A 24,278-nucleotide genomic window follows, 5' to 3' on the forward strand; every position below is an offset into this window, starting at 1 on the left:
CCGCACGAAGTCCTACAATTTCGCGATGATGCCCGCCAGAAGCGCCGAAATACGCGGACCAGCTGCTGCGCCGGCCTCGAGAACTTCCTCATGGCTGAGAGCTGTGGGGCTGATCCCGGCGGCCAGATTAGTGACCAGGGAGATCCCGAACACCTCCATGCCGGCGGCGCGGGCCGCGATGGCCTCCAACGCCGTGGACATGCCCACCAGATCGGCGCCGATGCGCTTGGCGTACTGCACCTCGGCGGGAGTTTCGTAATGCGGGCCGGTGAACTGCGCGTAGACGCCCTCATCCAGGCTCGCATCAACCTCGCGGGCCACGGCGCGCAAGCGGGAGGAGTACAGGTCCGTCAGGTCAACGAACGTTGCGCCCTCGAGCGGGGAGGTGGCCGTCAGGTTGATATGGTCGCTAATCAGCACCGGGGTGCCCGGGGTCCAGGCCTCGTTGAGTCCGCCACAGCCGTTGGTCAGCACCATGATCTTGGCACCTGCGGCGGCAGCCGTGCGGACGCCGTGGACGACGGCGCGAACACCCTTGCCCTCGTAGAAGTGGGTGCGGGCGCCGAGCACCAGCACGTTTTTGCCAGCAGGGGTGCGGATGGAGGTGAGCGTCGCGACGTGTCCCACGACGGCCGGGGCCGAGAAGCCAGGCACGGAGGCGGCGTCAACCACGGCCGTCACCTCGCCGATGAGGCTTGCGGCTTCGCCCCATCCGGAGCCCAGAACGACGGCGATGTCGTGGGTGGGGACGCCGGTATGTTCGGCAATATAGGCGGCGGCCTCGCGGGCCAGCTCGTGGGGATCTGTCGGGGTTGCACTCTGTTGAATAGTCACGAAACCAACATACCGGCACGAGGCGCACATGCACAGAAAGCTGAGAAGTTGGTGCAGAGCGCTGCCTAGGGAAGAATAAGTCTGTGAGCAGCCAACATGACGTATCCCAGCCCTTTGCCCTTCCCAGCCTTGCGATCCTTGGAGGCGGACCTGGCGGTTACGAGGCAGCCATGGTCGCCGCTTCCATGGGCGCCGAAGTCACCATTGTGGAACGTGCCGGCTTGGGTGGCTCTGCCGTCCTGACCGACGTGGTTCCCTCCAAATCCTTGATTGCCGTGGCCGAGGCCATGAACCGCAGCGTTGACTCCACGCAGCTCGGTGTGAGCTTCGAGACCGCCGAGGGCAACCCCAAGACCGTCATGAAGGCTGATCTGAAGCTCATCAACGAGCGCGTGCTGCGCCTGGCCAAGGAGCAGTCGGCCGACATCCGCCGCGGCTTGGAAGCTGTTGGCGTGAAGATCATCATCGGCACCGGCCGCCTGCTGGATAACCGCACCATCGAGGTGGACCGCGGCGAAACCCACGAGATCGTCAAGGCCGATTCCATCCTGGTCTCCGTTGGTGCCCACCCGCGTGAACTCGCCTCGGCTCAGCCCGACGGTGAGCGCATCTTCAACTGGACCCAGATCTACGATCTCGAGGAACTTCCCGAAGAGCTCATCGTGGTCGGTTCCGGTGTGACCGGCGCCGAGTTCGCCTCAGCTTTCAACGGTTTGGGCTCCAATGTCACCTTGATTTCCAGCCGCGACCAGGTCCTCCCCGGCGAGGATTCCGACGCCGCCGCCGTACTCGAGTCCGTCTTCGCCCGCCGCGGCCTGCGCGTGCTGTCCCAGTCGCGTGCCGACGCTGTTGAGCGCACGGCCGACGGCGTGGTCGTCACCTTGGGTGATGGCTCCAAGATCACCGGTAGCCACTGCCTGGTCTGCGTTGGCTCGATCCCGAACACCACCGGCATTGGCCTGGAGGCCGCCGGCATCGAGGTCACCCCCAGTGGCCACATTAAGGTCGACGGCGTCTCCCGCACCAGCGCGCCCAACGTCTACGCCGCCGGTGACTGCACGGGCGTCTTCGCCCTGGCCTCCGTGGCTGCCATGCAGGGCCGCATCGCCGTGGCCCACATGGGTGGCGACGGTGTGCGCCCGCTCAAGCTCAACCACGTCTCCTCCAACATCTTCACCTCCCCGGAGATTGCCTCCGTGGGTGTGTCCGAAGCCGATCTGGCCTCGGGCAAGTACCAGGGTGATGTCATCAAGCTCTCCCTGGACACGAATGCTCGCGCCAAGATGCGTGGGGTCAACGATGGCTTCGTGAAGATCATTGCTCGTAAGGGCTCCGGAACCGTCATCGGTGGCGTGGTGGTGGGTGCCGGTGCGTGTGAGCTCATCTTCCCGATCGCGATGGCCGTGACGCAGAAGCTGCACGTGGACGATGTGGCCAACACCTTCACGGTGTACCCGTCGATGTCGGGCTCGATTTCCGAGGCTGCCCGCCGCCTGCACGTCCACATGTAACACCTTCGCCGCTGGGTGCGGAAGAAGTAACTGCACTGCATGAAAAATGCCATGGTTAGGCATTTTCGCTATAGCTCGACTCATAGCGAAAATGCCTAAGCATGGCATTTCTCGTCGGGGCGGCACCTGACCGAGTCCAGACCGCGGTGCCGGTGAGCGCTAAAGTCCGCCAGGTGGGCTCCTTGCGTCGTACACGGGTATCGATTGTGGGACTTGTATCACAAGTAGGTTAGCGTTGCCTGTATGACAAAATCATCCGCAAGCCGTGGCGGAACAGCCGCCCCGGCCCGTCGAGAGACATTCTCCTCGCGAAGACTCTTTATCCTCTCGGCCATCGGTTCCGCCGTTGGCCTGGGCAATATCTGGCGGTTCCCGTACGTTGCCTATGAAAACGGTGGCGGCGCCTTCCTGATTCCGTATCTGGTGGCATTGCTGTGCGCCGGTATCCCGTTGTTGTTCCTGGACTACTCGATCGGCCACCGCTTCCGTGGCTCGGCCCCGTTGGCTTACCGTCGCCTGCACCGCGCGGCGGAGCCGATTGGCTGGTGGCAGGTCCTGATCTGCTTCGTCATCGCCGTCTACTACGCCGCGATCATCGCCTGGGCGGCCATGTACGCGTGGTTCTCCATCACTCAGGCGTGGGGCGATGACGCAGAAGGCTTCTTCTTCAATAATTACCTGCACACCGCCGATCAGGCCGGGTTGTCTTTCGACTTCGTCTCCAGCGTCTTCTTCCCGATGCTGGCGGTGTGGATCGTGACCATCGTGATCATGGTGGCCGGCGTGAACAAGGGTATCTCGCGTGCCAACGCCGTGATCCTGCCGCTGCTCGTGGTCATGTTTGTGATCCTCGTGGTCCAGTCACTCTTCCTCGACGGTGCCATGGAGGGCCTGAACGCCTTCTTCACACCGAACTGGGATTCCCTGCAGAACCCTGGCGTATGGGCTGCGGCCTTCGGCCACATCTTCTTCTCGCTTTCCGTGGCCTTCGGCATTATGGTCACCTACTCCTCCTACCTCAAGCGCAAGACCGACCTGACCGGTTCCGGCATGGTTGTGGCGTTCGCGAACTCCGGCTTTGAGATCCTCGCCGGTATTGGCGTCTTCGCCGCCCTTGGCTTCATGTCGGTGGCCTCCGGACAGGCCGTGGACGAGGTTGCCTCCGGCGGCATCGGACTCGCCTTCGTGGCGTTCCCGACCATCGTTTCCGAGGCGCCCTTTGGCGCGGTGCTCGGCGTGCTGTTCTTTGGTTCACTGGTCTTTGCCGGGCTGACCTCGTTGATTTCCATCCTGGAGGTCATCGTGGCGGCCTTCCAAGACAAGCTCGGGTGGAGCCGTAAGGCCGCCACCTTGGTGGTCACCATCCCGATCGCCCTCATCTCGCTGATCCTGTTCCCGACCACCACGGGCATCCACCTCCTGGATACCTCGGACGCGTTCGTGAACCAGTTCGGCATCCTGGCCTGTGCCCTCGTCACCGTCATCGTGGTCTCGGCCGGGCTAGGCAGCCTGCCGCGTCTACAGAAGCACCTGAACCGGACCTCGACGGTCAAGATGGGTGCCGGTTGGCGCATCCTGGTCGGCGGCATCGTGCCGGTGGCCCTGGGCTACATGCTTATCAACGAGATCCAGACCAAGAGCTCCGAACAGTACTCGGGCTACCCGGCCTGGTTCAACGGGGTCTTTGGCTGGGGCATGGCCGGTGCGCTCATCGTTGGCGCCGTGCTGCTGTCCCTGATCCCTTGGGGTGAAAAATCCAAGCTCAAGGACGCCGAGTATGAAGAATTCAACGCAGCCGAGGAACTCGATGGCGACGTCGACAACAACCGTGAGGACGTGAAGGCATGACACCCATAGCCATCACCATGATGATCATTGCCATGGTAACCATTTGGGGTGGACTCGGCCTGGCCATGTGGAACCTGGCCCGCCACCCCGAAGATGAGGACGAGCTGCCCACCCCCGAGGAGATGCCGCACGAGCTGTAGCATTTCGGAGCACCTAGGACTCACGGAAACGTGAGGATACAGCTGTGGCGACTGAGAAATCCTTCTAAGTCGCCACAGCTATGTTCTGGTGCTTAGGCCGGTGCGAAGTGGGCCTCGATGAGCTTCTTGAGGTCGCCGTGGCATCCGCCGCAACCTGTTCCCGCACGGGTGGCTGCCGAAACTTCCTGCACGCTGGAGCATCCATCACTAACGGCGCCCGTGATGGTCTCCTCCGTGACCCCGGCGCAGCGGCATACCGTTCGGGCGGGATCTGGCACGGAGACGATCTCCCGGTCCGGGCCATTGAGCCGCAACAGCGCCGAGCGATCCGCGGGGAGCTCCGAGCCCCGCTCAAACAAGAGCGTCAGCTCCGCGCCTGCCCGGGGCATACCGACACTGATGAAGCCGCACAGCACGCCGCCGCGGGTGTTCATCTTCACGTACTTGCCATGCTCGGGATCTGCCCAGAGGCTCACCGCGAGTCCGGGGACATCGTCGAACGGACCAGCAGCAACATCTCCAGCCACCGCGACATCCACGCCGCGCGCCTTGAGCATCATGACGGGTGCGCGTTCGGCCGGGAGGGCCTCAGGGGAGAATCCCGTAAGGAAGGCCGCGAGCCATTCCGCCTGACGCCAGCCCGGACCGATCAAACCCAGCGGGCCTGTGCTGTTGGCGCATTCTGGGCAGTTGCCATCGAGGCAACGAATTTCGGCGCAGTCACCAATCGCGAAAACGTGGGGATCGTGCAGGCTGGCTAACGTGTGGTCCACGAGGATGCCGTGGTTCGTGGACAGCCCGGCGCCGGCCGCGACCTCCACGCGCGGGCGCACACCGCACGACAACACGAGCAACTGGCCTGGCACCGCCGAACCGTTTTCCTGCAGGAGCGCGGCGAAGCTGGCCTCGCCGTTGGCCCCGGGCGCCATGGAAACGCCCACAGCCCGAGCCTGCGAGACCACCTGGATGCCGCGCGCCCGCAGCGCCGCGGCCAAAGTATGCCCGGCCCCGGCGTCGATGCTGCGTCCCAAGGTATGTGCGCCGTGATGGACCACGGTGACCTCGGCGCCCTCATCGCGAGCGGCCAGTGCGGCCTCGAGCCCCAAGATGCCGCCGCCTAAGACCACCACATGGGCCCGGCGGTCGACGGCGTCACGGAGCACCGCGGCATCGGCCAGATCACGCAAGGCGATCACGCCACGAGGCAGCGGGACCTGTGCGGCCGGATCAGGATTGAGCCCATGCAGCGGCGGCACCACGGGACGCGCGCCAGTGGCAAAGACGAGCTTGCCGTAGGGGATCCAGACGCCATCCTCCAGCAGCACGCCCTGCCGGGCCCGGTCCACGCGACGTACCCGAACGCCCCGGATGACAACCGCTCCGGCAGCCTCCAGCTCGGCCGGGTCGGAGACCGAGATGGCCTCTTCGCTGGTTCGGCCCACGCCCAGATCGGCCACCAAGACGCGGTTGTACGCGGCGGCGGCTTCCTCACCGATGATGGTTAACGCCAGCAGTCCCTGGCGCACGCTGGGCAGCAGTTCCTCGGCGAGCCGGGCGGCGACGGGGCCGTAACCAATGATGACCACATGATTCGATGCAAGCGTCATGATGCCTCCTGAAGTTCTGCTGGCACGGAGTCAGAGATGGCCGGGTCCAATGCTCCCGCCGTCACGGTGACGGAGGCGCTCTTGAACTCGGGCATCCCGGAGATGGGGTCGGTGGCCGCACTCGTAAGGAGATTGGCGTTTTCCTCCTGCGGGAAGTGGAACGGCAAAAAGACGGTATCGCTGCGGATCGCCGTGCTGAACTTCGCCGCACACCGGACGGTGCCGCGGTCATTGGCGATGGTGACCTGCGCGCCGTCGAGAATTCCACGAGCGGCGGCGGCCAGGGGATGGATGAGCAGCTCAGCATGCGGTGCCGCACCGGCCAACTCCGGCACGCGACGGGTCTGCGCCCCGGATTGGTAGTGCTCCAGCAGCCGACCCGTGATGAGGGCTAGGGTATCGCCGCGGAAGAGGGCATCGCGGGCCGACACGGCAGCGGGGGAGACAGCCGTCAAGACCGCGCGGCCATCGGCATGAGCAAAGGCCTCAAGGAACAACCGCGGCGTGCCCCGGCTGCCCTTCGGGTACGGCCAATAAGCCTCGGCGCCCGAGTCCAGCAGCGCGTAATCAATCCCGGAGTAGTCGGAAAGCCCGCCCTCCGAGGCCGCCCGCAGCTCTGTGAACACCGTTTCCGGATCGGGGCTAAAGGTGGAGGGCGCGTCCAAACGCTGGGCCAGCTCGGAGAAAATCCACAGCTCCGACCGCGCACCGGCCGGCGGCGTCACGGCCGCACGACGCCGCAGCACCCGCCCCTCGAGGGTTGTCATGGTGCCCTCCTCCTCGGCCCACTGCAGCACCGGCAGCACCAGATCGGCCTCGCGCGCCGTCTCTGACATGACGAAATCGCACACCACGAGGAAATCCAGGCTGCGCAGGCCCTTGAGAACCTCGCTGGCGTTGGGGGCCGAGACCGCCACATTGGCGCCGTGGATGAAAAAGGTGCGGACGCCGTCGGGCTTCCCCAGAGACGCTAAAAGTTCGACGGCGGGAAGTCCCGGCCCCGGGATGACGCTGGCATCCACACCCCAGACTTTCGCAACGTGCGCGCGGGCGGCGGGGTCGGTGATCTTGCGGTAGCCCGGGAGCTGATCGGCCTTCTGACCGTGTTCGCGGCCGCCCTGGCCATTGCCCTGGCCTGTCAGTGTGCCGTAGCCGCTCGTGGCGGATCCGGGCAGACCCAGCAGAAGGGCCAGATTGATGGCGGCCGTGGCGGTGTCCGTGCCGTCAACGTGCTGTTCCACCCCGCGGCCGGTGAGGATGTAGCTGCCACCGCGCGTGCGGCCCTCGGCCAAGCGGTGCGCCGTTTCACGCAGCAGGTGGACGGGGACGCCCGTGATGGCTTGAACCCGCTCGGGCCACCACGACGAGACGCTGCGGGCCAGAGCCGCATAGCCCGTGGTGCGCTCGGCGATGAAGCGTTCGTCCACAAGCCCGTCCTGAATGACGATGTGGCTCAAGCCCAGCAGCAGCACCAGATCCGTGGCGGGCACAGGCTGGAGGTGGAGCCCGGCGCCGTCAGCGGTGAAGTTGGCGGTGGCCGAGCGGCGAGGGTCCACCACGATCAGTCCGCCAGCCTCGCGAACCCCGGCCAGGTGTTGGACAAACGGTGGCATGGTCTCGGCCACGTTGGAACCAAGCAACAAGACGGTGTGGGCCGTGTCGAGATCAGTGAGCGGGAACGGCAAGCCGCGGTCCAAGCCAAAGGCCCGGTTTCCCGCGGCCGCCGCCGAGGACATGCAAAAGCGGCCGTTGTAATCGATGCGGGAGGTGCCCAGCGCCAGGCGCGTGAACTTGCCCAGCTGATACGCCTTCTCATTTGTGAGCCCACCGCCGCCAAAAACGCCCACGGCGTCGGGACCAAAGTCGCGGCGCGTGCGCTGGACCTGATCGGCGATCAGATCCAGCGCCTGCGCCCACTCGATGGGGCGGTGCACGCCGTCGGGGCCCTTGAGGAGCGGAGTCGTGACCCGCCCGGGGTGTCCCAGCAAGGAGGCCGAGGTCCAGCCCTTGCGGCACAGCCCGCCACGGTTCGTGGGGAACTCGCGGCCCTCGATCGTGGGGATTTCTGGGGCGACGGCCGGGGTGATGCGCATGGCGCACTGCAGCGCGCAGTAGGGGCAGTGCGTGTCGGTTCCGGCCGTCGTCGTGAGTGTCGTCATTAGATACGGCTCAGCGCTGTGGCGGAGGACGGGCGCAGGTACACGAGCCAGGTGACCCCCATGAGGATCAGGTACGTTGCGACGAAGCCGAGGAAGGCGCCCTGGTAGCCGCCGGTGGCGATGCGTGAGGCGTTCAGGACCTGCGGGACCACGAATCCGCCGTAGGCACCGATGGCCGAGATGATGCCCAGCGCGGCCGAGCCCTTTCGAGCGGCACTCATCTTCCCGCCGTCGGAGGTTTCTTCAGAGCTGGCCCGCAGCGCAAAGACCATGGGGATCATGCGGTAGGTGGAACCGTTGCCGGCGCCGGCTGCTGCGAAGAGCACCAGAAACAGGCCCAGGAACAGCGGGAAGCTACCCAGGGGGAGTGTGAGGAGCTGAGCTAAGGCGGTCAGGGACAGGATGCCGAAGCAAACCATCGTGATGCGGGCGCCACCCCAACGGTCGGCCAGCTTGCCGCCATAAGGCCGGGCCAGTGAGCCGATCAAGGCGCCCAGGAAGGCAAGCGAGATGATGGCCGGGCCCACGGGGATGCCCACACCGGCGCCGAAGGTGTCCATGATGAGCTTGGGGAAGACGGCGGAGAAGCCGATGAAGGAGCCGAAGGTGCCGATGTACAGCAGCGCCAGGATCCACAGGTGCGGTTCACGTAGCGAGGCGAGTGAGCCGGCAACGTCCGATTTCGCGCTGCTGAGGTTATCCATGTACTTCCAGGCGCCCCAGGAGGCGATGAGAATGAGCGGAATCCACATGAGTCCAGCGGCGGCCAGGCCCAGGTTTCCTGCGGCCAGGATCATGACGGCCAGCGGCACCGTGAACTGTGCGACGGCGGCACCAAGGTTTCCGCCGGCAGCGTTCAGTCCCAGCGCCCAACCCTTTTCGCGGGCCGGGAAGAAGTAGGTGATGTTAGCCATCGAGGAGGCAAAGTTTCCGCCACCCAATCCGGCGAGGGCCGCCACGGCGAGCATGGCGCCGAACGGGGTGTCGGGGTTGCTGACGCAGATCGCCAGTCCCACGGCGGGGATGAGCAGAAGCAGGGCGGAGATGATGGTCCAGTTGCGTCCGCCGAACCGGGCCACCATGAAGGTGTAAGGGATGCGAAGTGTGGCACCCACCAAGGAGGGGATGGAGATGAGCCAGAACAGCTCGCCCGAGCTAAAGGTGAATCCTGCTCCCGGAAGGAAGACCACCACGATGGACCACAGCTGCCAGATGACGAATCCTAGGAATTCGCAGGCGATGGACCAGGCGAGGTTGCGCCGGGCGATGGTGCGTCCCACGGACTCCCACTGCCCGGTGTCCTCCGCATCCCAGTGATGTAACCAGCGCCCGCGGCTGCTGGTGATGATGGCACCGCTTTGCTGTGCGGGTACCCGTGTGGTGCTGTCGATACGCTCTACCGTCATAACAAGCCTCCCGTACGCTGCACAGTGATCTGTGCTGTTCTTCTGTGTTCACTACGTTAGAGAAGCGGAGTTTCGGGGCTTGTTCCCGGGTGTGAAATCGTTGTGACTTTTCCCTAACCATGGCTCGAAGGGTGTTGTTAGGGTAGAAAAAACTCCTTGCCGGAACGTCCGCCTGTTGGTCCGATTGTCCAACTGGTGGACACTGGGAGTAACCTGAGGGTCGAGAATAATTCACAACCGGTCTTGCCGCGCCGTGTTTGCTCGCAGATTCTTCCTTGTCGAAGCGTGTGTGAGTGAACGCCTGTGGCGGTCAAGGGCAAGGCCACGAGAGAAAGTCAGCCATGAGCACCTCCCAAAAAGCGGATGCTGCGGGAACCCCGCAGGTCAACAGCAGGGGCCGGGTCATTGTCGCCAGCCTGATCGGCACAACAGTGGAGTTTTATGACTTCTATGTCTACGCCACGGCCGCCGTTTTGGTCTTCCCCGCACTCTTCTTCCCCACGGCCGATGCCGCAACAGCGCTGCTGAGCTCCTTTGCGATCTTCGGTGTGGCCTTCGTGGCCCGGCCCCTGGGTTCCATCGTGTTTGGTCACTTCGGTGACAAGTTTGGCCGCAAGGGAACCCTGGTAGCGTCCCTGCTCACCATGGGTATCGCCACATTCCTCATTGGCTGCCTTCCCACCGCACTCGTACCGGGCTGGACCTTCTGGGCTCCGGCGCTTTTGGTTGTAATGCGCTTCATGCAGGGCCTGGCCCTGGGCGGCGAGTGGAGTGGCGCGGCCCTGTTGGCCACCGAAAATGCTCCTGCCGGCAAGCGCGCTATCTGGGGAACCTTCCCGCAGCTGGGTGCCCCGATTGGCTTCATCCTGGCCAACGGCATCTTCCTGGGCCTCAGCGTTGGCCTCACCAGCGATCAGTTCCAGTCCTGGGGCTGGCGTGTTCCGTTCCTGCTCAGTGCCGTCATGGTCATCGTTGGCCTGTACGTCCGTTTGAAGCTCGTGGAGACTCCTGCCTTCCAGAACGTGATCGATCAGGGCGAAGTGGCCAAGCTCCCCGTGGGGCGCGTCTTCAAGACGAGCTGGCGCCCGTTGATCCTGGGTACCTTCGTCATGTTGGCCACCTACGTGTTGTTCTACCTCATGACCACCTTCACCTTGTCGTACGGCACGGCAGCGTCCTCGCTGGAATCCGCCAAGGCTGCTGCAGAGGCCAAGGGCAAGCCCATGTCTGCCGATGCGATCGCCGCGTGGGTTCCGGGTCTGGGTTACACCCGCAATGAATTCCTCATCATGCTCATCATTGGTGTTGTCTTCTTTGGTATCTTCACGCTCGTCTCGGGCCCCTTGGCCGAGAAGTACGGCCGACGCAAGATGCTGCTCTGGGTCACCTCCGGCATCGTGGTCTTTGGCCTGACCTTTGTCCCGCTCTTCGGCGCTGGCACAGCCGGCGTCATGACGCTGCTGATCCTGGGCTTCACGCTGATGGGCCTGACCTTTGGCCCCATGGGCGCGTTGCTGCCGGAGCTGTTCCCCACCAACGTTCGGTACACGGGCTCGGCCATCAGCTACAACATGTCCAGCATTCTGGGCGCGGCTGTTGCCCCGTTCATCGCTGTGGCGCTGTGGCAGTCCGCCGACGGTAGCCCGGTGCTCGTGGGAGTCTACCTCTCCGTCATGGCCGTGCTGACCCTCGTGGCACTGCTCATCATGAAGGAAACGCGCGACCTGGACTACACCTCCAACGTCAGCTAGCCCGTCAGACGCCGCATCACTTTACGGCAACAAACGGCAATCGCTCCATCACTTCACGGCATGAAGTGATGGAGCGATTGCTGTTTAAAGCCCGTGGCGGTGTAGCCGCGTTACAGTATTTGCGTGTAGATCAGTGCCGGAGCCGCGGTCTCCAGTATCTCCAGCTCGGCCATCGCCCGGATAAAGTGCACCGTCTGGGTATGGGCGTTCAGATGCTCCTGGGATAGCCAGCGCTCACTGAGTAGCAACTGGCCGGGATCATCTCGAAGTTCCAATAGCTCGTAGCTAATACAGCCGGGTTCTTTACGGGTCTCGGCAATCAGCTCGCGGTAGACCGCAAGAGCCTGCTCAAGAAGCTCGGGCTTGACCGTGCATCCTACTAGTACGTGAATCATGACGCTCCCGGGATTTGTTGCCGAAGCAGTAGCCTACCCGAGATTGCGGTGGCGCCCGCTGCCGGCCACCACGCCTAGGTTAAACACAGAACGGCCCCAGCGCATAGTGCCGGGGCCGTTCTGATGTCAAAGCCGAAGCGAGCGGTCAGTCTTCGATCGTGGCCAGAACGGCGCCAGCGGAGACGGTATCGCCGGCTGCAGCGCCCAAGCCCGTGATGGTTCCTGCGCGGTGAGCCGTGAGCGGCTGCTCCATCTTCATGGCCTCCAAGACCACGATGAGATCACCCTCGGCGACGACATCGCCGTCGGCCACGGCCACCTTCACGATGGTGCCCTGCATGGGGGAGGTGAGCGCATTACCATTGGCGGCTGCGGGCCCGGCATTACGGTTACGACCGGCCTTCTTGGTCTTCTTGCCACCGTTGCTGGAAACACTACTGACAGCGAACGACGACGGCAACGTCACCTCAAGCCGTTTGCCACCAACCTCGACGGTGACGCTCTGGCGAGTGCCGGCGTCGTCCGTTGCTCCTGCCGCAGTGGCGAGGTCGAAGGCGGGGATGGTGTTGTTGAATTCGGTCTCGATCCAGCGGGTGTGGATCGTGAACGCGGTGCCATCGGTGGGGGCGAAGGCGGGGTCGGCGACGACGGCGCGGTGGAAGGGGAGCACGGTGGGCATGCCGCCGATTTCCATTTCGGCCAGGGCACGGTTGGCACGCTGGATGGCCTGCTCGCGGGTGGCGCCGGTGACGATCAGCTTAGCGAGCATAGAGTCGAAGTTGCCGCCGATGACCTCTCCGGCGGTGATGCCGGAATCGACGCGCACGCCAGGGCCGGTGGGAAGCGTCAGGGTGGAGACGGTGCCCGGGGCAGGCATGAAGCCACGGCCGGCATCCTCGCCGTTGATGCGGAATTCCAGGGAGTGGCCGCGAACTTCGGGGTCGCCGTAGCCGAGCTCTTCGCCGCGGGCGATGCGGAACTGCTCGCGGACCAGGTCGATACCGGTGACTTCCTCGGAGACCGGGTGCTCCACCTGCAGGCGGGTGTTGACCTCCAGGAAGGAGATGGTGCCGTCGGTGCCCACGAGGAATTCGCAGGTTCCGGCGCCCTGGTAGTTCGCCTCGGTCAAGATGGCCTTGGAGGCAGCGTAGAGCTCAGCGTTCTGTGCGTCCGTCAGGAACGGGGCCGGAGCCTCTTCGACGAGCTTCTGGTTGCGGCGCTGCAGGGAGCAATCGCGGGTGGAGACAACCACCACGTTGCCGGCGGCGTCTGCCAGGCACTGAGTTTCCACGTGGCGCGGGGCATCCAGGAAGCGCTCAACAAAGCACTCGCCGCGACCGAACGCTGCGATGGCCTCGCGAACTGCGGACTCGTAGAGTTCCGGGATTTCTTCACGCGTACGGACCACCTTGATGCCGCGGCCGCCTCCGCCATAAGCTGCCTTGATGGCGAGCGGGAGGCCGTGTGCGTCGGCGAAGTCGAGGACTTCCTGCGTGGATTCGACCGGGTTCTTGGTACCCGGAACCAGGGGCGCGCCCACCTTTTCGGCGATGTGGCGAGCCTGCACCTTATCGCCCAGTGCGGCGATCGAGGCGGGGGAGGGGCCAATCCAGATGAGTCCGGCGTCGATCACTTTTTGGGCGAAGTCGGCGTTTTCGGACAGGAATCCGTAGCCCGGGTGAACAGAGTCGGCGCCCGAAGCCTTGGCTGCGTCGAGAATCTTCTCCATGACCAGGTAGGAGTCTGCGGCGGTGGAGCCACCCAGGGCGAAGGCCTCGTCGGCCATGCGCACATGCAGTGCATCCCTGTCCGGCTCTGCGTACACCGCAACGGAGGCGATACCTTCGTCGCGGGCGGCCCGGATAATCCGGACGGCAATTTCACCGCGGTTGGCGATCAAGACTTTTTTAAGCGACTGCAGGCCTGCGCCGGCCGAGCGTGAGTTTGTCACACGAGACTCCTTCTATTCTTCGAAGAGCCTAGCGCGGATATGTGGATTTTCCTCACACATCATGGCGTTTATGCGTGTGCGCCCGGAAAATTTTGTGGAGTTCCTACAAGTTTGCCAAATTGCCGCCGTAATGTTCTGTTCTGCGTAAAGTTCACCGTGAACTTGCCGCACAACACTGTTGTGCGGCAAGTTCGGTTCCAACTCAACGCAGAACCGAACATTCAGCTGCCGGCGATGAGGCGCAGGGTGGCCAGATGATGTTCCCACGCTTGTTGGCCCTGCCCCGTGAGTTTGACCGAGGTGCGCGGGAACTTGCCCACAAAAACCTTCTTGATCTCGACGAATCCAGCCTTCTCCAAGAGCGAGAGCTGCTTGCTGAGGACCGAATCGCTCACCTGAATCGTGGTGCGCAGATCCTTGAAGTCCATAGTCTCGGTCTTGGACAGCGCCGCTGCGATGGAAAACCTCACAGGCTGGTGCAGCACCTCGCTGAGCTCGTGCCGCGGATGGACGACGGCGTCCCCCTCACCTTGCGCTTCTGAGTTGGCGTTCGGGCTCATGCTCGTAGCTCCCGGAATGCTGCTGCCAAGCCCATCACGGCGAGGATCACGGCCGCGGTGATGTAGTAGGCGAGACTGCCGTTGGGGAAGGCAAAGGCGCCAATGAACACGGCTGCAATGTAGAGCGTCATGTAGCTGAGCAGGGAGCTGAGGAATCGCTTGGTGAAGCCAAGCTTGGTGGTGCGCATCATGAGCGACCAAGTCGTGGCGGTGAAGGCGGCCCAGATTCCGACAGTGCAGGCCAATAAGGGCGCACCATAACCGGTATGAGCCACGATGTGCAGCCCCACCATGAGCAGTGAGCCGAGGATGGCCAGAGAGTTGAACACCATCGCCGCTGGCCAGCCGTGGTTACTGGTGGCCGCCGTTCCGACGGATTCGGCCTGCGCCAGGAGCTGCGCAGCTTCGAAGGGGGAGGGTGAATGATGCTGTGACGTCACGGGAGTGCCTTTCTTGCGAGCGGTACTGCAGTGACTCAACTATATGAAACTACTTTCCATTGCGTCAAGTAGTTTCTTGAAATCCGTCCAAGATGCGCAAAACTGCCAGCGGGTATGGCGCATCAGCGTTTGTGCGCCATACCCCGGCCGCGTTGGGCGCATTAGGGAACAGATATTCCTTTATGCGCCAAACTCACTGCACGTCCAGCGTATAGGCGATGAATCAGCCCCACAGCTCGGTGATGGACACCCCACACTTGCCCAGGAGGCGGCGGAAGGTGGAGATGGAGAGGCCGATGACCGTATGGGGATCGCCCTCGATGCCGGTGATGAATGCCCCGGCGAGGCCATCGATCGTGAAGCCGCCGGCCACCTGCAAGGGTTCGCCCGTGGCCACGTAGGCGTCGATCTCAGCATCCGTGATGTCCGCAAAGTGGACCACGGCGCTCGTGACCTCTCCGTGCGCAACGGGAGCTCCGCCGTCGGACGAGGAAGGGGTGGAGATGAGCCAATGGCCCGTGTGGAGCACGCCGGAGCGCCCGCGCATGAGCCGCCAGCGATCCCGCGCCACCTCGGGCTCCCAGGGTTTGCCGTAGGGCAGGCCGTCGAACTCGAAGACGGAGTCGCAGCCGATCACGAGGGTTTCGCTGACCTCGGCGGCGACGGATTCGGCCTTGGCGCGCGCCAGCAGGAGTGCTGTCTCCGCGGGGGAGAGCGGCCCGGCGGCGGCCGTGGCGGCATCTTCGTCCACGTCGGAGACCAGGATGCGGTGGGTAATCCCGGCGTCGGTGAGCAATTTGGTGCGGGCGGGCGAGGCGGAGGCCAGAATCAAGGGCAAAGTCATGCTTCCAGCCTAGACGGCGATCAGGCGCCGGGCACGAATCCGTCCACGAGGCGCGAGCGGATCAGGAAGCGTTTGCCCTCCGGCGCCTCCACGGAGAAGCCGCTGCCACGCCCGGCCACCACATCCACCGTCAGGTGCGTGTGCGACCAATAGTTGAACTGCTCCTTCGACATCCAAAACTCCAGCGGCCCGCACTCGGGAAGTTCAAAGAGCCCCAGCAGGATGTCGGCCTCGGCCGTGATGAACTCCCCGGCCGGATAACACATGGGGGAGGAGCCATCGCAGCAACCGCCCGACTGGTGGAACATGAGGGGCCCGTGCCGCAGCCACAACTTCTGCAGCAACTCCACCGCCGACACCGTGAGCGCCACCCGCGAGGAGCTCTCACCCGGGATCGTAACGGCGGCATCCAAAATCTGTGGGCTGGCGTTCATGGCACGTGCTCCCTCATGGGGGTGGAATGGAACCTTGGGCGGTTGCCCTAAGGACGACGGCGGGAGGTGACCTTCCGGGGAAGGTCACCTCCCGCCGTCGTCCTTGAGAGGGAAAGCTACAGCATTCCCGACAAACCCCACCATCAGCGCCAGAAACTTGGGAGAAGGCGCCAAGGGTGAGGAGGCGTTTTAGAAGAAGCCGAGCTTATCCTCGCTGTAGCTGACCAACAGGTTCTTGGTCTGCTGGTAGTGGTCCAGCATCATGGCGTGATTCTCGCGGCCGATGCCCGAGGACTTGTAGCCGCCAAACGCAGCTCCCGCGGGGTAGGCATGGTAATTGTTGACCCACACGCGACCGGCCTGGATTTCACGTCCTGCACGGTAGGCCACGTTGCCGTTACGGGACCAGACGCCGGCGCCCAGGCCGTAGAGGGTGTCATTGGCGATGTGCAGGGCATCGGCGTAGTCGTCAAACTTCGTCACCGCGAGCACGGGACCGAAGATCTCCTCTTGGAAGATGCGCATGTCATTGGTGCCCTCGAAAATGGTGGGCTTGACGTAGTAGCCACCGGCCAGATCCCCGGGGAGGATGTTGCGCTCGCCGCCGGTGAGCAGCTTGGCGCCTTCCTGCTTGCCAATGTCCATGTAGGACAAGATCTTTTCGAGCTGGTCATTAGACGCCTGTGCTCCAATCTGGGTATCGGTATCCAGCGGGTTGCCCTGGATGATGGCCTCGGTGCGGGCGATCGCGTCGGCCATGAAGGCCTCATACATGGAGCCCTGCACGAGCGCGCGCGAGGGGCAGGTGCAGACCTCGCCCTGGTTGAAGGCGTAGAGCGTGAAACCCTCGAGTGCCTTGTCGTAGAAGGCGTCGTCCTTGTCGCGCACGTCGTCGAAGAAGATGTTGGGGCTCTTGCCGCCCAGCTCCAGCGTGACGGGAATGAGGTTCTGGGACGCGTACTGGCTGATCAGGCGGCCCGTGGTGGTCTCGCCGGTGAAGGCGATCTTGCGGATGCGCTTGCTGGAGGCGAGCGGCTTGCCGGCCTCCACGCCGAAGCCGTTGACCACGTTGACCACGCCCGGAGGCAGGATGTCGGCGAGCAGTTCCATGAGGACCAGGATGGAGGCGGGGGTCTGTTCCGCTGGTTTAAGCACGACGGCGTTACCCGCCGCGAGTGCCGGCGCCAACTTCCACACGGCCATCAGGATCGGGAAGTTCCAGGGGATGATCTGGCCCACCACACCGAGGGGCTCGTGGAAGTGGTAGGCCGTGGTGTTGTCATCGAGCTGGGTCAGGCGGCCCTCCTGGGCGCGGACCACGGAGGCGAAGTAGCGGAAGTGATCTGCCGCGAGCGGGATGTCGGCGTTGAGTGTTTCGCGCACGGCCTTGCCGTTGTCCCAGGTCTCGGCGACGGCGAGGAGTTCAACGTTTTCATCGATGCGATCGGCGACCTTGTTCAAGATCGCGGCGCGCTCCGTGGCGGAGGTCTTGCCCCAACTCGGGGCTACCTTGTGGGCCGCATCCAGTGCGAGTTCGATGTCTTCTGCTGTGCCGCGGGCAATCTCGCAGAATACCTTGCCGGTGACGGGTGTGATGTTCTCAAAATACTCACCCTTGACGGGAGCAACCCATTCCCCGCCAATCCAGTTCTCGTAACGAGCCTTGAACGTAACTTTGGAACCCTCAGTGCCGGGTTGTGCGTAAACAGCCATTGTTTAAACTCCTCTGCGTGGGGGACGTCAGTGTCCTTGTCGGCAAGCGTACGCGCAGCAACGTTGCAACGACGTTGCGTGGCGCGGCTCACGATAGTCTGTGCCCATGGGGTTTGAAATGTGGCTCAATGTCCTGGCCGGGATAACGGCCTTAGCGACCGTGGGGATCCTTGTCGCGGGTGTCTTGCTTTTACGGGCTATGGTCGGTGTGCGCGGCTGGAATATTTATTTGGCGGCCATTGCCGTGACCATGCTTGGCGTCATGTGGGCTGCCGCGAGAATGCATCGATTGGCCGAGGTATCGGGAGAATACTGGGAAAAAACGAGTCGGCTCAGTGATGAGATGGAGGTGTATCTCTCGGTGTATCTCAACGGCCCTTTGGTGTGTCTGGCTGTAATTTTCACAGGCGGCTTACTGCTGTACCTCCTGGGGAAGACGGCAGCGCAGGAACGCCTGGCGGGTGCCGCCGTGTAGTTGTCCCGCGCCCCAGCTACTCCAGGGCCAGAAGCATCGAGGCCTCGGCATACTTGTCGCGCAGCCGATCCGCCGTGGCTGGATCGAGCCGTGCCACACGAACGGGGTCGGTGTTGTCCTGCAGATCGGCGGCCTTAACCATGCGGGCCAGGGGATTGGCCCGGACCCGTGAGAAGTAATCCTCGGCGGTCTCGCCGTTGCGTTTGGTCATGGCATCCACGCCGTTGACAATTTCCAGCGAAAAGCCCCACACGTGGAGATCCCTAAAACTGACCTCGGTATCCTCGACGACATCGTGGAGCCAGGCCACCGCCACGGCCGCATCGGAGGCCTCCGGAAAAAGCTGTCGCAAAATCTCGGCGACCCGGGCCGGATGCTCAATATAGTTCGCCCCGACCTTGTCCACCTGACCGGCGTGTGCGGTGCCAGCCACATCGGCTGCCATGGCAATGACGTCTACAGTTTGTCCCATGCTTCCAGTGTCGTGGGTGGTGGGGCTCGAAGCAATCATTTGGCGGTTGAAGTCGCGCCATGACGGGGCTAATGGCCCGTGACGCTCTCGCCCTCTAGCTCGGCCACATGAGCCACGACGGCGGATCTCTTAGGTGAGCGCGGCGGAAGGAGATGTAAGGCTGTGCGCCAGGCTTCGACGTCGTCCGCGGCCTCGGGAAGCTGCAGATAGCTCAACAAGACCTCGGGGCTGGCGTCGTTGAGGATGGCCTCGCGCAGTTGCACGGCCACGCGGGTGCGCAGCCCCGAGATGGCGGGCGCAAGGGAGCGGGGCAGGACCTCGCCGCGGTAGATGTTCAGGGCCAGGCGGTGCGCGCCGCGGTCAAGATAGTTCCGCACCTGCTCGGCGTCCACCACGAGGGGCCGGGGGAGGCGGTAAGGGCGCGATTCGGGAACGAGCGACGGGGCCACGGCGAGCAGCAGCTTGCGCAGCCGCACCATCTCGGCCCGGATGCTCGTCAGGGAGGTGCCGTCGGGGTAGACCTTGTCGCTGAGTTCCTCGGCGCTTAAGCCGTCCGGATGGAGGGCCATCATGGCGAGGATCTCGGTATGGCGTTCACTCAAGGTGATGGCGGCGCCGGCCACATGGAGCAGGCCGAGATCGCGGCCTAGGATCTGCAAGCTGTCGCGGTACAGGGGCTTGGTGGAGGCGGGAGTGGCTGGGCGGCCGGGACTCCTGCGCTCATCCATCTGGTGTTCGAGGCGGTGAATGCGTAATTGTGCCTCGGCGGCCGCGACGGTGGCCTGCACGAGCGAGAGCGTGTTGGCGCCCACGGCGTCCGCGCCGCCGGTGATGTCGACGATACCCAGGATGGACCCCGAATCGGGGTCGTGCATGGGAACGGCGGTGCAGCTCCATGAATGGACAGCGGGGTTGAAGTGTTCTTGCCCCACGATCTGCACACTCTTGCCCAACACCAGCGCCGTGCCGGGGGCGCTCGTTCCGGCCACGGGTTCTGACCAGTCGGCGCCCGTGGCAAAGTTGATGTTTTCGCCATGACGGCGGGCCGCGGAATCGCCCTCGACCCAGAGCAGGCGGCCGTGCTCATCGCCCACCGCGATCAAGAGACCCGTGTCGTGGCTGGGTTCGATGAGCAATTTATTGATGACGGGCATGATCGCCGCGAGGGGGTGCTGACGCCGGAACTCGATGAGTTCCCGGCTCTCCCACACCACAGGAGGAGTGAGTCCGCCCGGGGTGGATAAGGCATTAAGGGAGCGTTGCCAGGATTCACGCACCAAGGGGCGCATCGCGGGGTGCTCCTCGAGAAGGGGGTGAGTCGGGGACATGCACTCTCCAAAGCTCGGCGCGGACGGCTGCTCGTGGCGCACGAGGCGGCAGAGCCCCGTGATGTGCCGTGGCTCACAAGTCTAGCTGACGAGTCCCGGAGCACTGCTTCGCGTTCGCCCGCCCGAAAACGCAGCGGGCGGGTAAGGCCGAAGCCCTACCCGCCCGCTGCATGGTGTTGTGCGGTGTTACCGAACAGCCGCCGATTCCAGCGGTTCGTCGAGTTCCCGCGCGTTGTCCGGGATGTCCGTCAGGGTGGCCAGCTTGGCGCCCTCAACATCGACGTCCGGCAGGATCTTCTCGAGCCACGCCGGCAGCCACCAGGCAGATTTGCCCAGCAGATACATGGCGGCCGGAACAATCGTCATGCGCACCACGAACGCGTCAATCAGCACGCCGAACGCCAGGGCAAAGCCGAGCGGCCGCACCATGGTCAGGTGGCTGAAGATGAATCCGGAGAACACGCTGATCATGATGATGGCGGCGGCGGTCACCACCGGGGCTGCATGCTTGAAACCAGTCCGCACAGCCTGCTTGGCGTCCTGGCCGTGAGCGAAGGCCTCACGCATTCCCGAGGCGATAAACACCTGGTAATCCATGGCCAGACCAAACAGCACACCGATCAAGATGATGGGCAGGAAGCTCAGCACGGCTCCCGGATTGGCTACGTCGAAGATGCCACCGAGCCAACCCCACTGGTACACGGCCACCACGCCACCGAACGCGGCAACGAGCGAGAGTAGGAAGCCTACGGTCGCCAGCAGCGGAACCAGGATGGAGCGGAAGACCAGGATGAGCAGCAGGAGGGAAAGTCCGACGACGATGGCCAGGTATGGCGGCAGCGCCGCTCCCAGCTTCTCCGAGACATCGACGTTAGCGGCCGTCTGGCCTGTCAACCCGATGCTGACCTTCAGATCAGACTCGAGGGAACTGCTGGCCTCACGCAGATCATGGATAACCTGAACCGTGCTTTCGCTGGCGGGGCCCTCCGTGGGGATGATCTGATACACGGAGGTACGCAGATCCTCGCTCATCATGACCGGTACGGCGGCCGTGACATTGTCGATCTCGCGGAGCTTGTCGGCCACATCGAGGTTCAAGGTGTTGGCCTGGTTTTTATCCAGTCCGGCAGGCAGTGAGCCCACCACAATGATGGGCCCGTTCATGCCGGTGCCGAAGTTCTCGCCCGTGATGGAGTACGCCTGATAGGCGCTGGAGTCCACTGGTTCGGAGCCGCCGTCGGGCAGTGCCAGACGGAGCCCCGTTGCGGGGATGGCGATGATGACCAGCGCCACCACCGCCGTGACGAGGGAGATGACGGGGTGCTTGGTGACCAGGCCACCCCAGCCGCGGGTACTGCGAGCAATGTCGACGGCCTCATCGGCGGAGGCCTTTTCGGCATCGTTCAATCCCGCCAACTCGGCATTGTGCTTGGTTGTTGCGATCGCGTTCTTAGCCCAGGCCTTCCTGGAGAGTACGCGGGTTCCCATGAGGGAGAGCATGGCCGGGGTCAGCGTCAGGGCAACGAGCACCGAGATGGCCACGGTGGCAGCGGCGGCCAGACCCATGACGGCCAGGAACGGAATACCTGTCACGGTCAAGGCGGCCAGTGCGATGACCACGGTGAGCCCGGCGAAGGTGACGGCGTTACCCGAGGTGCCGGTGGCCTTGGCGATCGATTCGCGCATTTCCATGCCGTTCAGCAGCTGCTGACGGTGACGGTTGACGATGAAGAGCGAGTAATCAATACCCACGGCCAGGCCCAACATCAGGGCCAACATGGGGGAGATGGAGGACATGTCCACGACGGTGGTCAGAGCCATGGTGCCGCCCACACCCACGCCCACGCCCACGATGGCCATCAGGAGCGGCAGGCCGGCGGCCACGAAGGTGCCCAGCATAATCAGGAGTACGGCGGCGGCAACAGCAACACCCACCACCTCGGCCACACCAAAGACCTCGGAGACGTCCTCGACGATTTCCTTACTGAAGGCGACGCTCACGCCACTGGAGTCAAGGGTATTCAACTTGTCCTGGACCAGCTGACGGTTTGCTGGGGTGACGGCGTTCATGGACTCGGAGAACTGGATCTGGCCAATCGCGGCCTTGTTGTTCTCGGAGACAAAGAGCACCTTCGCGGCTGCGTCGGAGGTGCGCTGAGCTACCGCGAGCTCGGCCTTCTTCTCCGTCAAGGTGGCCTGTCCGGCGTCGAACGCGGCCTTGCCCGTGGTGTACTGATCCTGACCGCCCTGCCACTGCGCCTTCTGCGCGTCGAGTTGAGCCTGACCTGCAGCAATTTGCGCCGTGGCGGCTTCTGCCTGCGGTGAGCCGGCGGGCAAAGCGGCGATCTGGGCCTTCTGTGCGTCGATCTGAGCCTGTGCGGCGTCCAGCTGGGCCTTACCGGAGGCCAATTCGTTGGCCGCAGCTTCCAGTGTCGGGGCCTGCGCAGCCAACTCGGCTTCGCCAGCGGCCAACTGCTTCTCGCCATCGGCGATCTGGGCAGCTCCGTCGGCCTTCTGTGCCGTGGTCAGGAAGGGGTCGATGACACCCTTGACGGAGGGAACTGTGGTCACGGATTTCAGTGCGGCCGTAATGGCCTTTTCCTGGGCGGGCGTGAAAGCCTCGCCGTTGCTGCTCGTGAACACGACCGTTCCGGTGCCGCCGGAAGCCTCGGGAAGTTCGGCCTTGAGCTTGTCGGCCATCTGCTGGGTTTGGGTGCCCGGCAGCTGGAAATCGTTGGAGGTGGGGCCCATGAACAGGGCTGCCGCACCGCCCACGACGCCGATGATGACAACCCAGCTGGCGATCACCAGCCATACGCGGCGGGCGGAAAACCGTCCCAATTTATAAAGCCAAAGGGCCATGATGCATCCTTTTTGTCGAAAAGTTTGGCGCCGGTGAGCGCCATGAATGGCGAAAGATTAGGAAGAGAATCCGTTGCGGATCAGGGAAATCGTGGAGCTCAGGAGTTCACGCAAATTCTTGATGGATGCGGGGGAGATGTCGGTGCCATGGCGCAGGAACCACACCATAAAGGCGGCCCGGCAGCTGCTAATGACGCAGCCCACCAGGGCGTGGATGTAGAGATCGTCGGTCTCGGCGGGGAGCTGGAGTCTAGCTACCTCTGTGACCTTGAGGCTGCAGTCATCCCAGGCTTGCAATTGAAAACGGCTCAGTTGTGCCTCCTGCGTCAGGGCGAAGACCTCGGCCAAGAGTGTCAGCTCTGGTCCAGTTCCCCCGTTCGAGAGCACGAACTCAGCGGACTCGAGGAGCGATTCTTTCGCCGGACGGTCCTGGAGCTCGGCGATCAGACCGTCGAGGTAGTTCTGGGTGAAGCTGGCAATGGCTGCTTCCACGGAGGAGAAATAGTTGAAGAAGGTGCGCCGGGATACTCCGGCGGCGGCAGCAACGTCGTCGACCGTGAAGGAACCGAGCTCCCCGCGACGCAGAAAATTCAGTGCGGCAAGGGCGATGGCTTCGCGGGTGGCGGTCTTGTTGAGCTCGCGCCGAGACGGCGGGAGGGTGGGGTTCGTTGCAGAAATACTCACATGACTACACTAAGGGCAAGTTTGCACTTTGTGCAAACCCTGGGTGGGGGTTCACTTCAGATGCCCGCCGCGGCGTTGTCCCAACGAATCAATAGATCCGAGACAACTCCGACGGCGATGCTGGCTGGATCTTTACCGGCAATGGACGGCAGGCCGATGGGGCAGGTGATCCTGTCGATCTCGCCGTCCGGGTAGCCTTCCTCGCTGAGTTTCTTGCGGAAACGCGAGAATTTACTGGGGGATCCAATGAGTCCGATGTACGACGGCGCGGCCCGGAGCGCGGCCTCACACAGGATCAGGTCCTCGGAATGGTCATGCGTGAGCACCAGAACCACCGCGCCCGTGGGAAGTGTTGCCACCACCGACTCCGGCGCCGGTTCGTGTTGGATCGCCAGTGTTGCCTGGCCAGCCAGCAGGGGCTCGATCCGGTCAGGGGAGAGTGCTTCCGGCCGGGAGTCGACGAGTACGAGGTTGATGGGCTGTCTGGCCAGAATCAGGGCGATTTCGTAGCCAACGTGTCCCAATCCAAAGATCGCAACGGTTCGCCGAGGGTTGAGCACCTCGAGCATGACGGTGACCTCGCCGCCACAGCATTGCACACCGTGGGTTCCGGCGACCTTGTCGTTGAGGGCAAATGTCATGAGCTCGGGTGCCCCGTTGCCCGTCCTGATAAGTTCACGTGCCCTGTCGATGACGGTGGCTTCGAAGTTTCCGCCACCGATCGTCCCCCACGACTGATGGGCAGTGACTACCAATTTCGCCCCGGCATCACGGGGTGAATGGCCGCGCACCTGCGCCAGCGTTGCGATGACGGCCGGTTCGTTCCGCTCGCGGAGGTGGACCACCGCAGCCAACCAATCCACG

At 63.7% G+C, this 24,278-nt stretch carries 21 protein-coding genes; 5 read left to right on the plus strand and 16 right to left on the minus strand.

Annotated elements, in window-relative coordinates:
• Nucleotides 1-12: 12 nt before the first annotated feature.
• A complete protein-coding gene (locus CVS30_RS14545) occupies nucleotides 13-828 on the minus strand; it encodes a purine-nucleoside phosphorylase (protein ID WP_245934626.1) in 816 nt (271 codons plus the stop codon).
• Nucleotides 829-1,004: 176 nt separating this feature from the next.
• On the opposite strand from CVS30_RS14545, the gene CVS30_RS14550 reads away from it, so the two are divergent.
• From CVS30_RS14550 to CVS30_RS14560, 3 genes are all read left to right on the plus strand, one after another.
• A complete protein-coding gene (locus CVS30_RS14550; RefSeq protein WP_245934627.1) occupies nucleotides 1,005-2,345 on the plus strand; it encodes an NAD(P)H-quinone dehydrogenase in 1,341 nt (446 codons plus the stop codon).
• Between the two features lie 243 nt (nucleotides 2,346-2,588).
• The gene (locus CVS30_RS14555; protein WP_110486190.1) at nucleotides 2,589-4,193 is read left to right on the plus strand and encodes a sodium-dependent transporter; all 1,605 of its coding nucleotides are present in this window, start codon (nucleotides 2,589-2,591) and stop codon (nucleotides 4,191-4,193) included.
• Entirely contained in the window at nucleotides 4,190-4,333 is a 144-nt protein-coding gene (locus tag CVS30_RS14560; protein WP_110486192.1) for a methionine/alanine import family NSS transporter small subunit, read from the plus strand. Before CVS30_RS14555 ends, CVS30_RS14560 begins: the two co-directional genes overlap by 4 nt.
• Before the next feature lie 92 nt (nucleotides 4,334-4,425).
• On the opposite strand, the gene CVS30_RS14565 is transcribed toward CVS30_RS14560, so the two are convergent.
• The 3 genes from CVS30_RS14565 to CVS30_RS14575 are packed head-to-tail and all read right to left on the minus strand — an operon-like array spanning nucleotide 4,426 to nucleotide 9,505.
• Entirely contained in the window at nucleotides 4,426-5,940 is a 1,515-nt protein-coding gene (locus CVS30_RS14565) for an FAD-dependent oxidoreductase (RefSeq protein WP_110486194.1), read from the minus strand.
• Complete coding sequence (locus CVS30_RS14570) at nucleotides 5,937-8,099, minus strand: molybdopterin oxidoreductase family protein (RefSeq protein WP_110486196.1); 2,163 nt, start codon at nucleotides 8,097-8,099, stop codon at nucleotides 5,937-5,939. Before CVS30_RS14570 ends, CVS30_RS14565 begins: the two co-directional genes overlap by 4 nt.
• Complete coding sequence (locus CVS30_RS14575) at nucleotides 8,099-9,505, minus strand: MFS transporter (RefSeq protein WP_110486197.1); 1,407 nt, start codon at nucleotides 9,503-9,505, stop codon at nucleotides 8,099-8,101. Before CVS30_RS14575 ends, CVS30_RS14570 begins: the two co-directional genes overlap by 1 nt.
• 341 nt (nucleotides 9,506-9,846) lie before the next feature.
• On the opposite strand from CVS30_RS14575, the gene CVS30_RS14580 reads away from it, so the two are divergent.
• Entirely contained in the window at nucleotides 9,847-11,256 is a 1,410-nt protein-coding gene (locus CVS30_RS14580; RefSeq protein ID WP_110486199.1) for an MFS transporter, read from the plus strand.
• Between the two features lie 110 nt (nucleotides 11,257-11,366).
• Here CVS30_RS14580 and CVS30_RS14585 read toward each other — a convergent pair whose 3' ends face one another.
• The 7 genes from CVS30_RS14585 to exaC all read right to left on the minus strand — a co-directional run bounded on the left by CVS30_RS14585 (nucleotide 11,367) and on the right by exaC (nucleotide 17,593).
• Complete coding sequence (locus CVS30_RS14585) at nucleotides 11,367-11,651, minus strand: putative quinol monooxygenase (RefSeq protein WP_110486201.1); 285 nt, start codon at nucleotides 11,649-11,651, stop codon at nucleotides 11,367-11,369.
• A 145-nt stretch (nucleotides 11,652-11,796) separates the two neighbouring features.
• Entirely contained in the window at nucleotides 11,797-13,602 is a 1,806-nt protein-coding gene (locus tag CVS30_RS14590) for an acetyl/propionyl/methylcrotonyl-CoA carboxylase subunit alpha (protein WP_245934625.1), read from the minus strand.
• 221 nt (nucleotides 13,603-13,823) lie between these two features.
• Entirely contained in the window at nucleotides 13,824-14,162 is a 339-nt protein-coding gene (locus CVS30_RS14595) for a winged helix-turn-helix domain-containing protein (RefSeq protein WP_110486203.1), read from the minus strand.
• Nucleotides 14,159-14,602 (minus strand): hypothetical protein, encoded by a 444-nt coding sequence (locus CVS30_RS14600; protein WP_110486205.1) that lies wholly within the window; start codon nucleotides 14,600-14,602, stop codon nucleotides 14,159-14,161. Before CVS30_RS14600 ends, CVS30_RS14595 begins: the two co-directional genes overlap by 4 nt.
• 223 nt (nucleotides 14,603-14,825) lie before the next feature.
• Nucleotides 14,826-15,446, minus strand: coding sequence for a Maf family protein (locus CVS30_RS14605; protein ID WP_110486207.1), 621 nt, complete (start codon nucleotides 15,444-15,446; stop codon nucleotides 14,826-14,828).
• A 20-nt stretch (nucleotides 15,447-15,466) separates the two neighbouring features.
• Nucleotides 15,467-15,880, minus strand: a complete 414-nt coding sequence (locus CVS30_RS14610) for a DUF779 domain-containing protein (protein WP_110486209.1) — start codon at nucleotides 15,878-15,880, stop codon at nucleotides 15,467-15,469.
• Between the two features lie 189 nt (nucleotides 15,881-16,069).
• Nucleotides 16,070-17,593, minus strand: a complete 1,524-nt coding sequence (gene exaC / locus CVS30_RS14615; RefSeq protein ID WP_110486211.1) for an acetaldehyde dehydrogenase ExaC — start codon at nucleotides 17,591-17,593, stop codon at nucleotides 16,070-16,072.
• 106 nt (nucleotides 17,594-17,699) lie between these two features.
• On the opposite strand from exaC, the gene CVS30_RS14620 reads away from it, so the two are divergent.
• Nucleotides 17,700-18,068 carry a hypothetical protein gene (locus tag CVS30_RS14620; protein WP_146233413.1) on the plus strand — a complete coding sequence of 123 codons (369 nt, stop codon included), beginning with the start codon at nucleotides 17,700-17,702 and terminating at the stop codon, nucleotides 18,066-18,068.
• A gap of 16 nt (nucleotides 18,069-18,084) precedes the next feature.
• Here the strand turns inward: CVS30_RS14620 and CVS30_RS14625 are convergent, their stop codons facing one another.
• The 5 genes from CVS30_RS14625 to xdhC form a co-directional block, all read right to left on the minus strand.
• Complete coding sequence (locus CVS30_RS14625; RefSeq protein WP_181419819.1) at nucleotides 18,085-18,540, minus strand: HD domain-containing protein; 456 nt, start codon at nucleotides 18,538-18,540, stop codon at nucleotides 18,085-18,087.
• Nucleotides 18,541-18,608: 68 nt separating this feature from the next.
• Entirely contained in the window at nucleotides 18,609-19,868 is a 1,260-nt protein-coding gene (locus CVS30_RS14630) for a GAF domain-containing protein (RefSeq protein ID WP_146233414.1), read from the minus strand.
• Between the two features lie 186 nt (nucleotides 19,869-20,054).
• On the minus strand, nucleotides 20,055-22,730 hold the full coding sequence (locus tag CVS30_RS14635) for an MMPL family transporter (RefSeq protein WP_110486216.1): 2,676 nt from the start codon (nucleotides 22,728-22,730) through the stop codon (nucleotides 20,055-20,057).
• 57 nt (nucleotides 22,731-22,787) lie between these two features.
• Complete coding sequence (locus tag CVS30_RS14640; RefSeq protein ID WP_110486218.1) at nucleotides 22,788-23,414, minus strand: TetR/AcrR family transcriptional regulator; 627 nt, start codon at nucleotides 23,412-23,414, stop codon at nucleotides 22,788-22,790.
• Between the two features lie 56 nt (nucleotides 23,415-23,470).
• On the minus strand, nucleotides 23,471-24,277 hold the full coding sequence (xdhC, locus tag CVS30_RS14645) for a xanthine dehydrogenase accessory protein XdhC (RefSeq protein WP_110486220.1): 807 nt from the start codon (nucleotides 24,275-24,277) through the stop codon (nucleotides 23,471-23,473).
• Between the last annotated feature and the right edge of the window lies 1 nt (nucleotide 24,278).

Source organism: Arthrobacter psychrolactophilus (assembly GCF_003219795.1).
Lineage (GTDB): Bacteria > Actinomycetota > Actinomycetes > Actinomycetales > Micrococcaceae > Specibacter > Specibacter psychrolactophilus.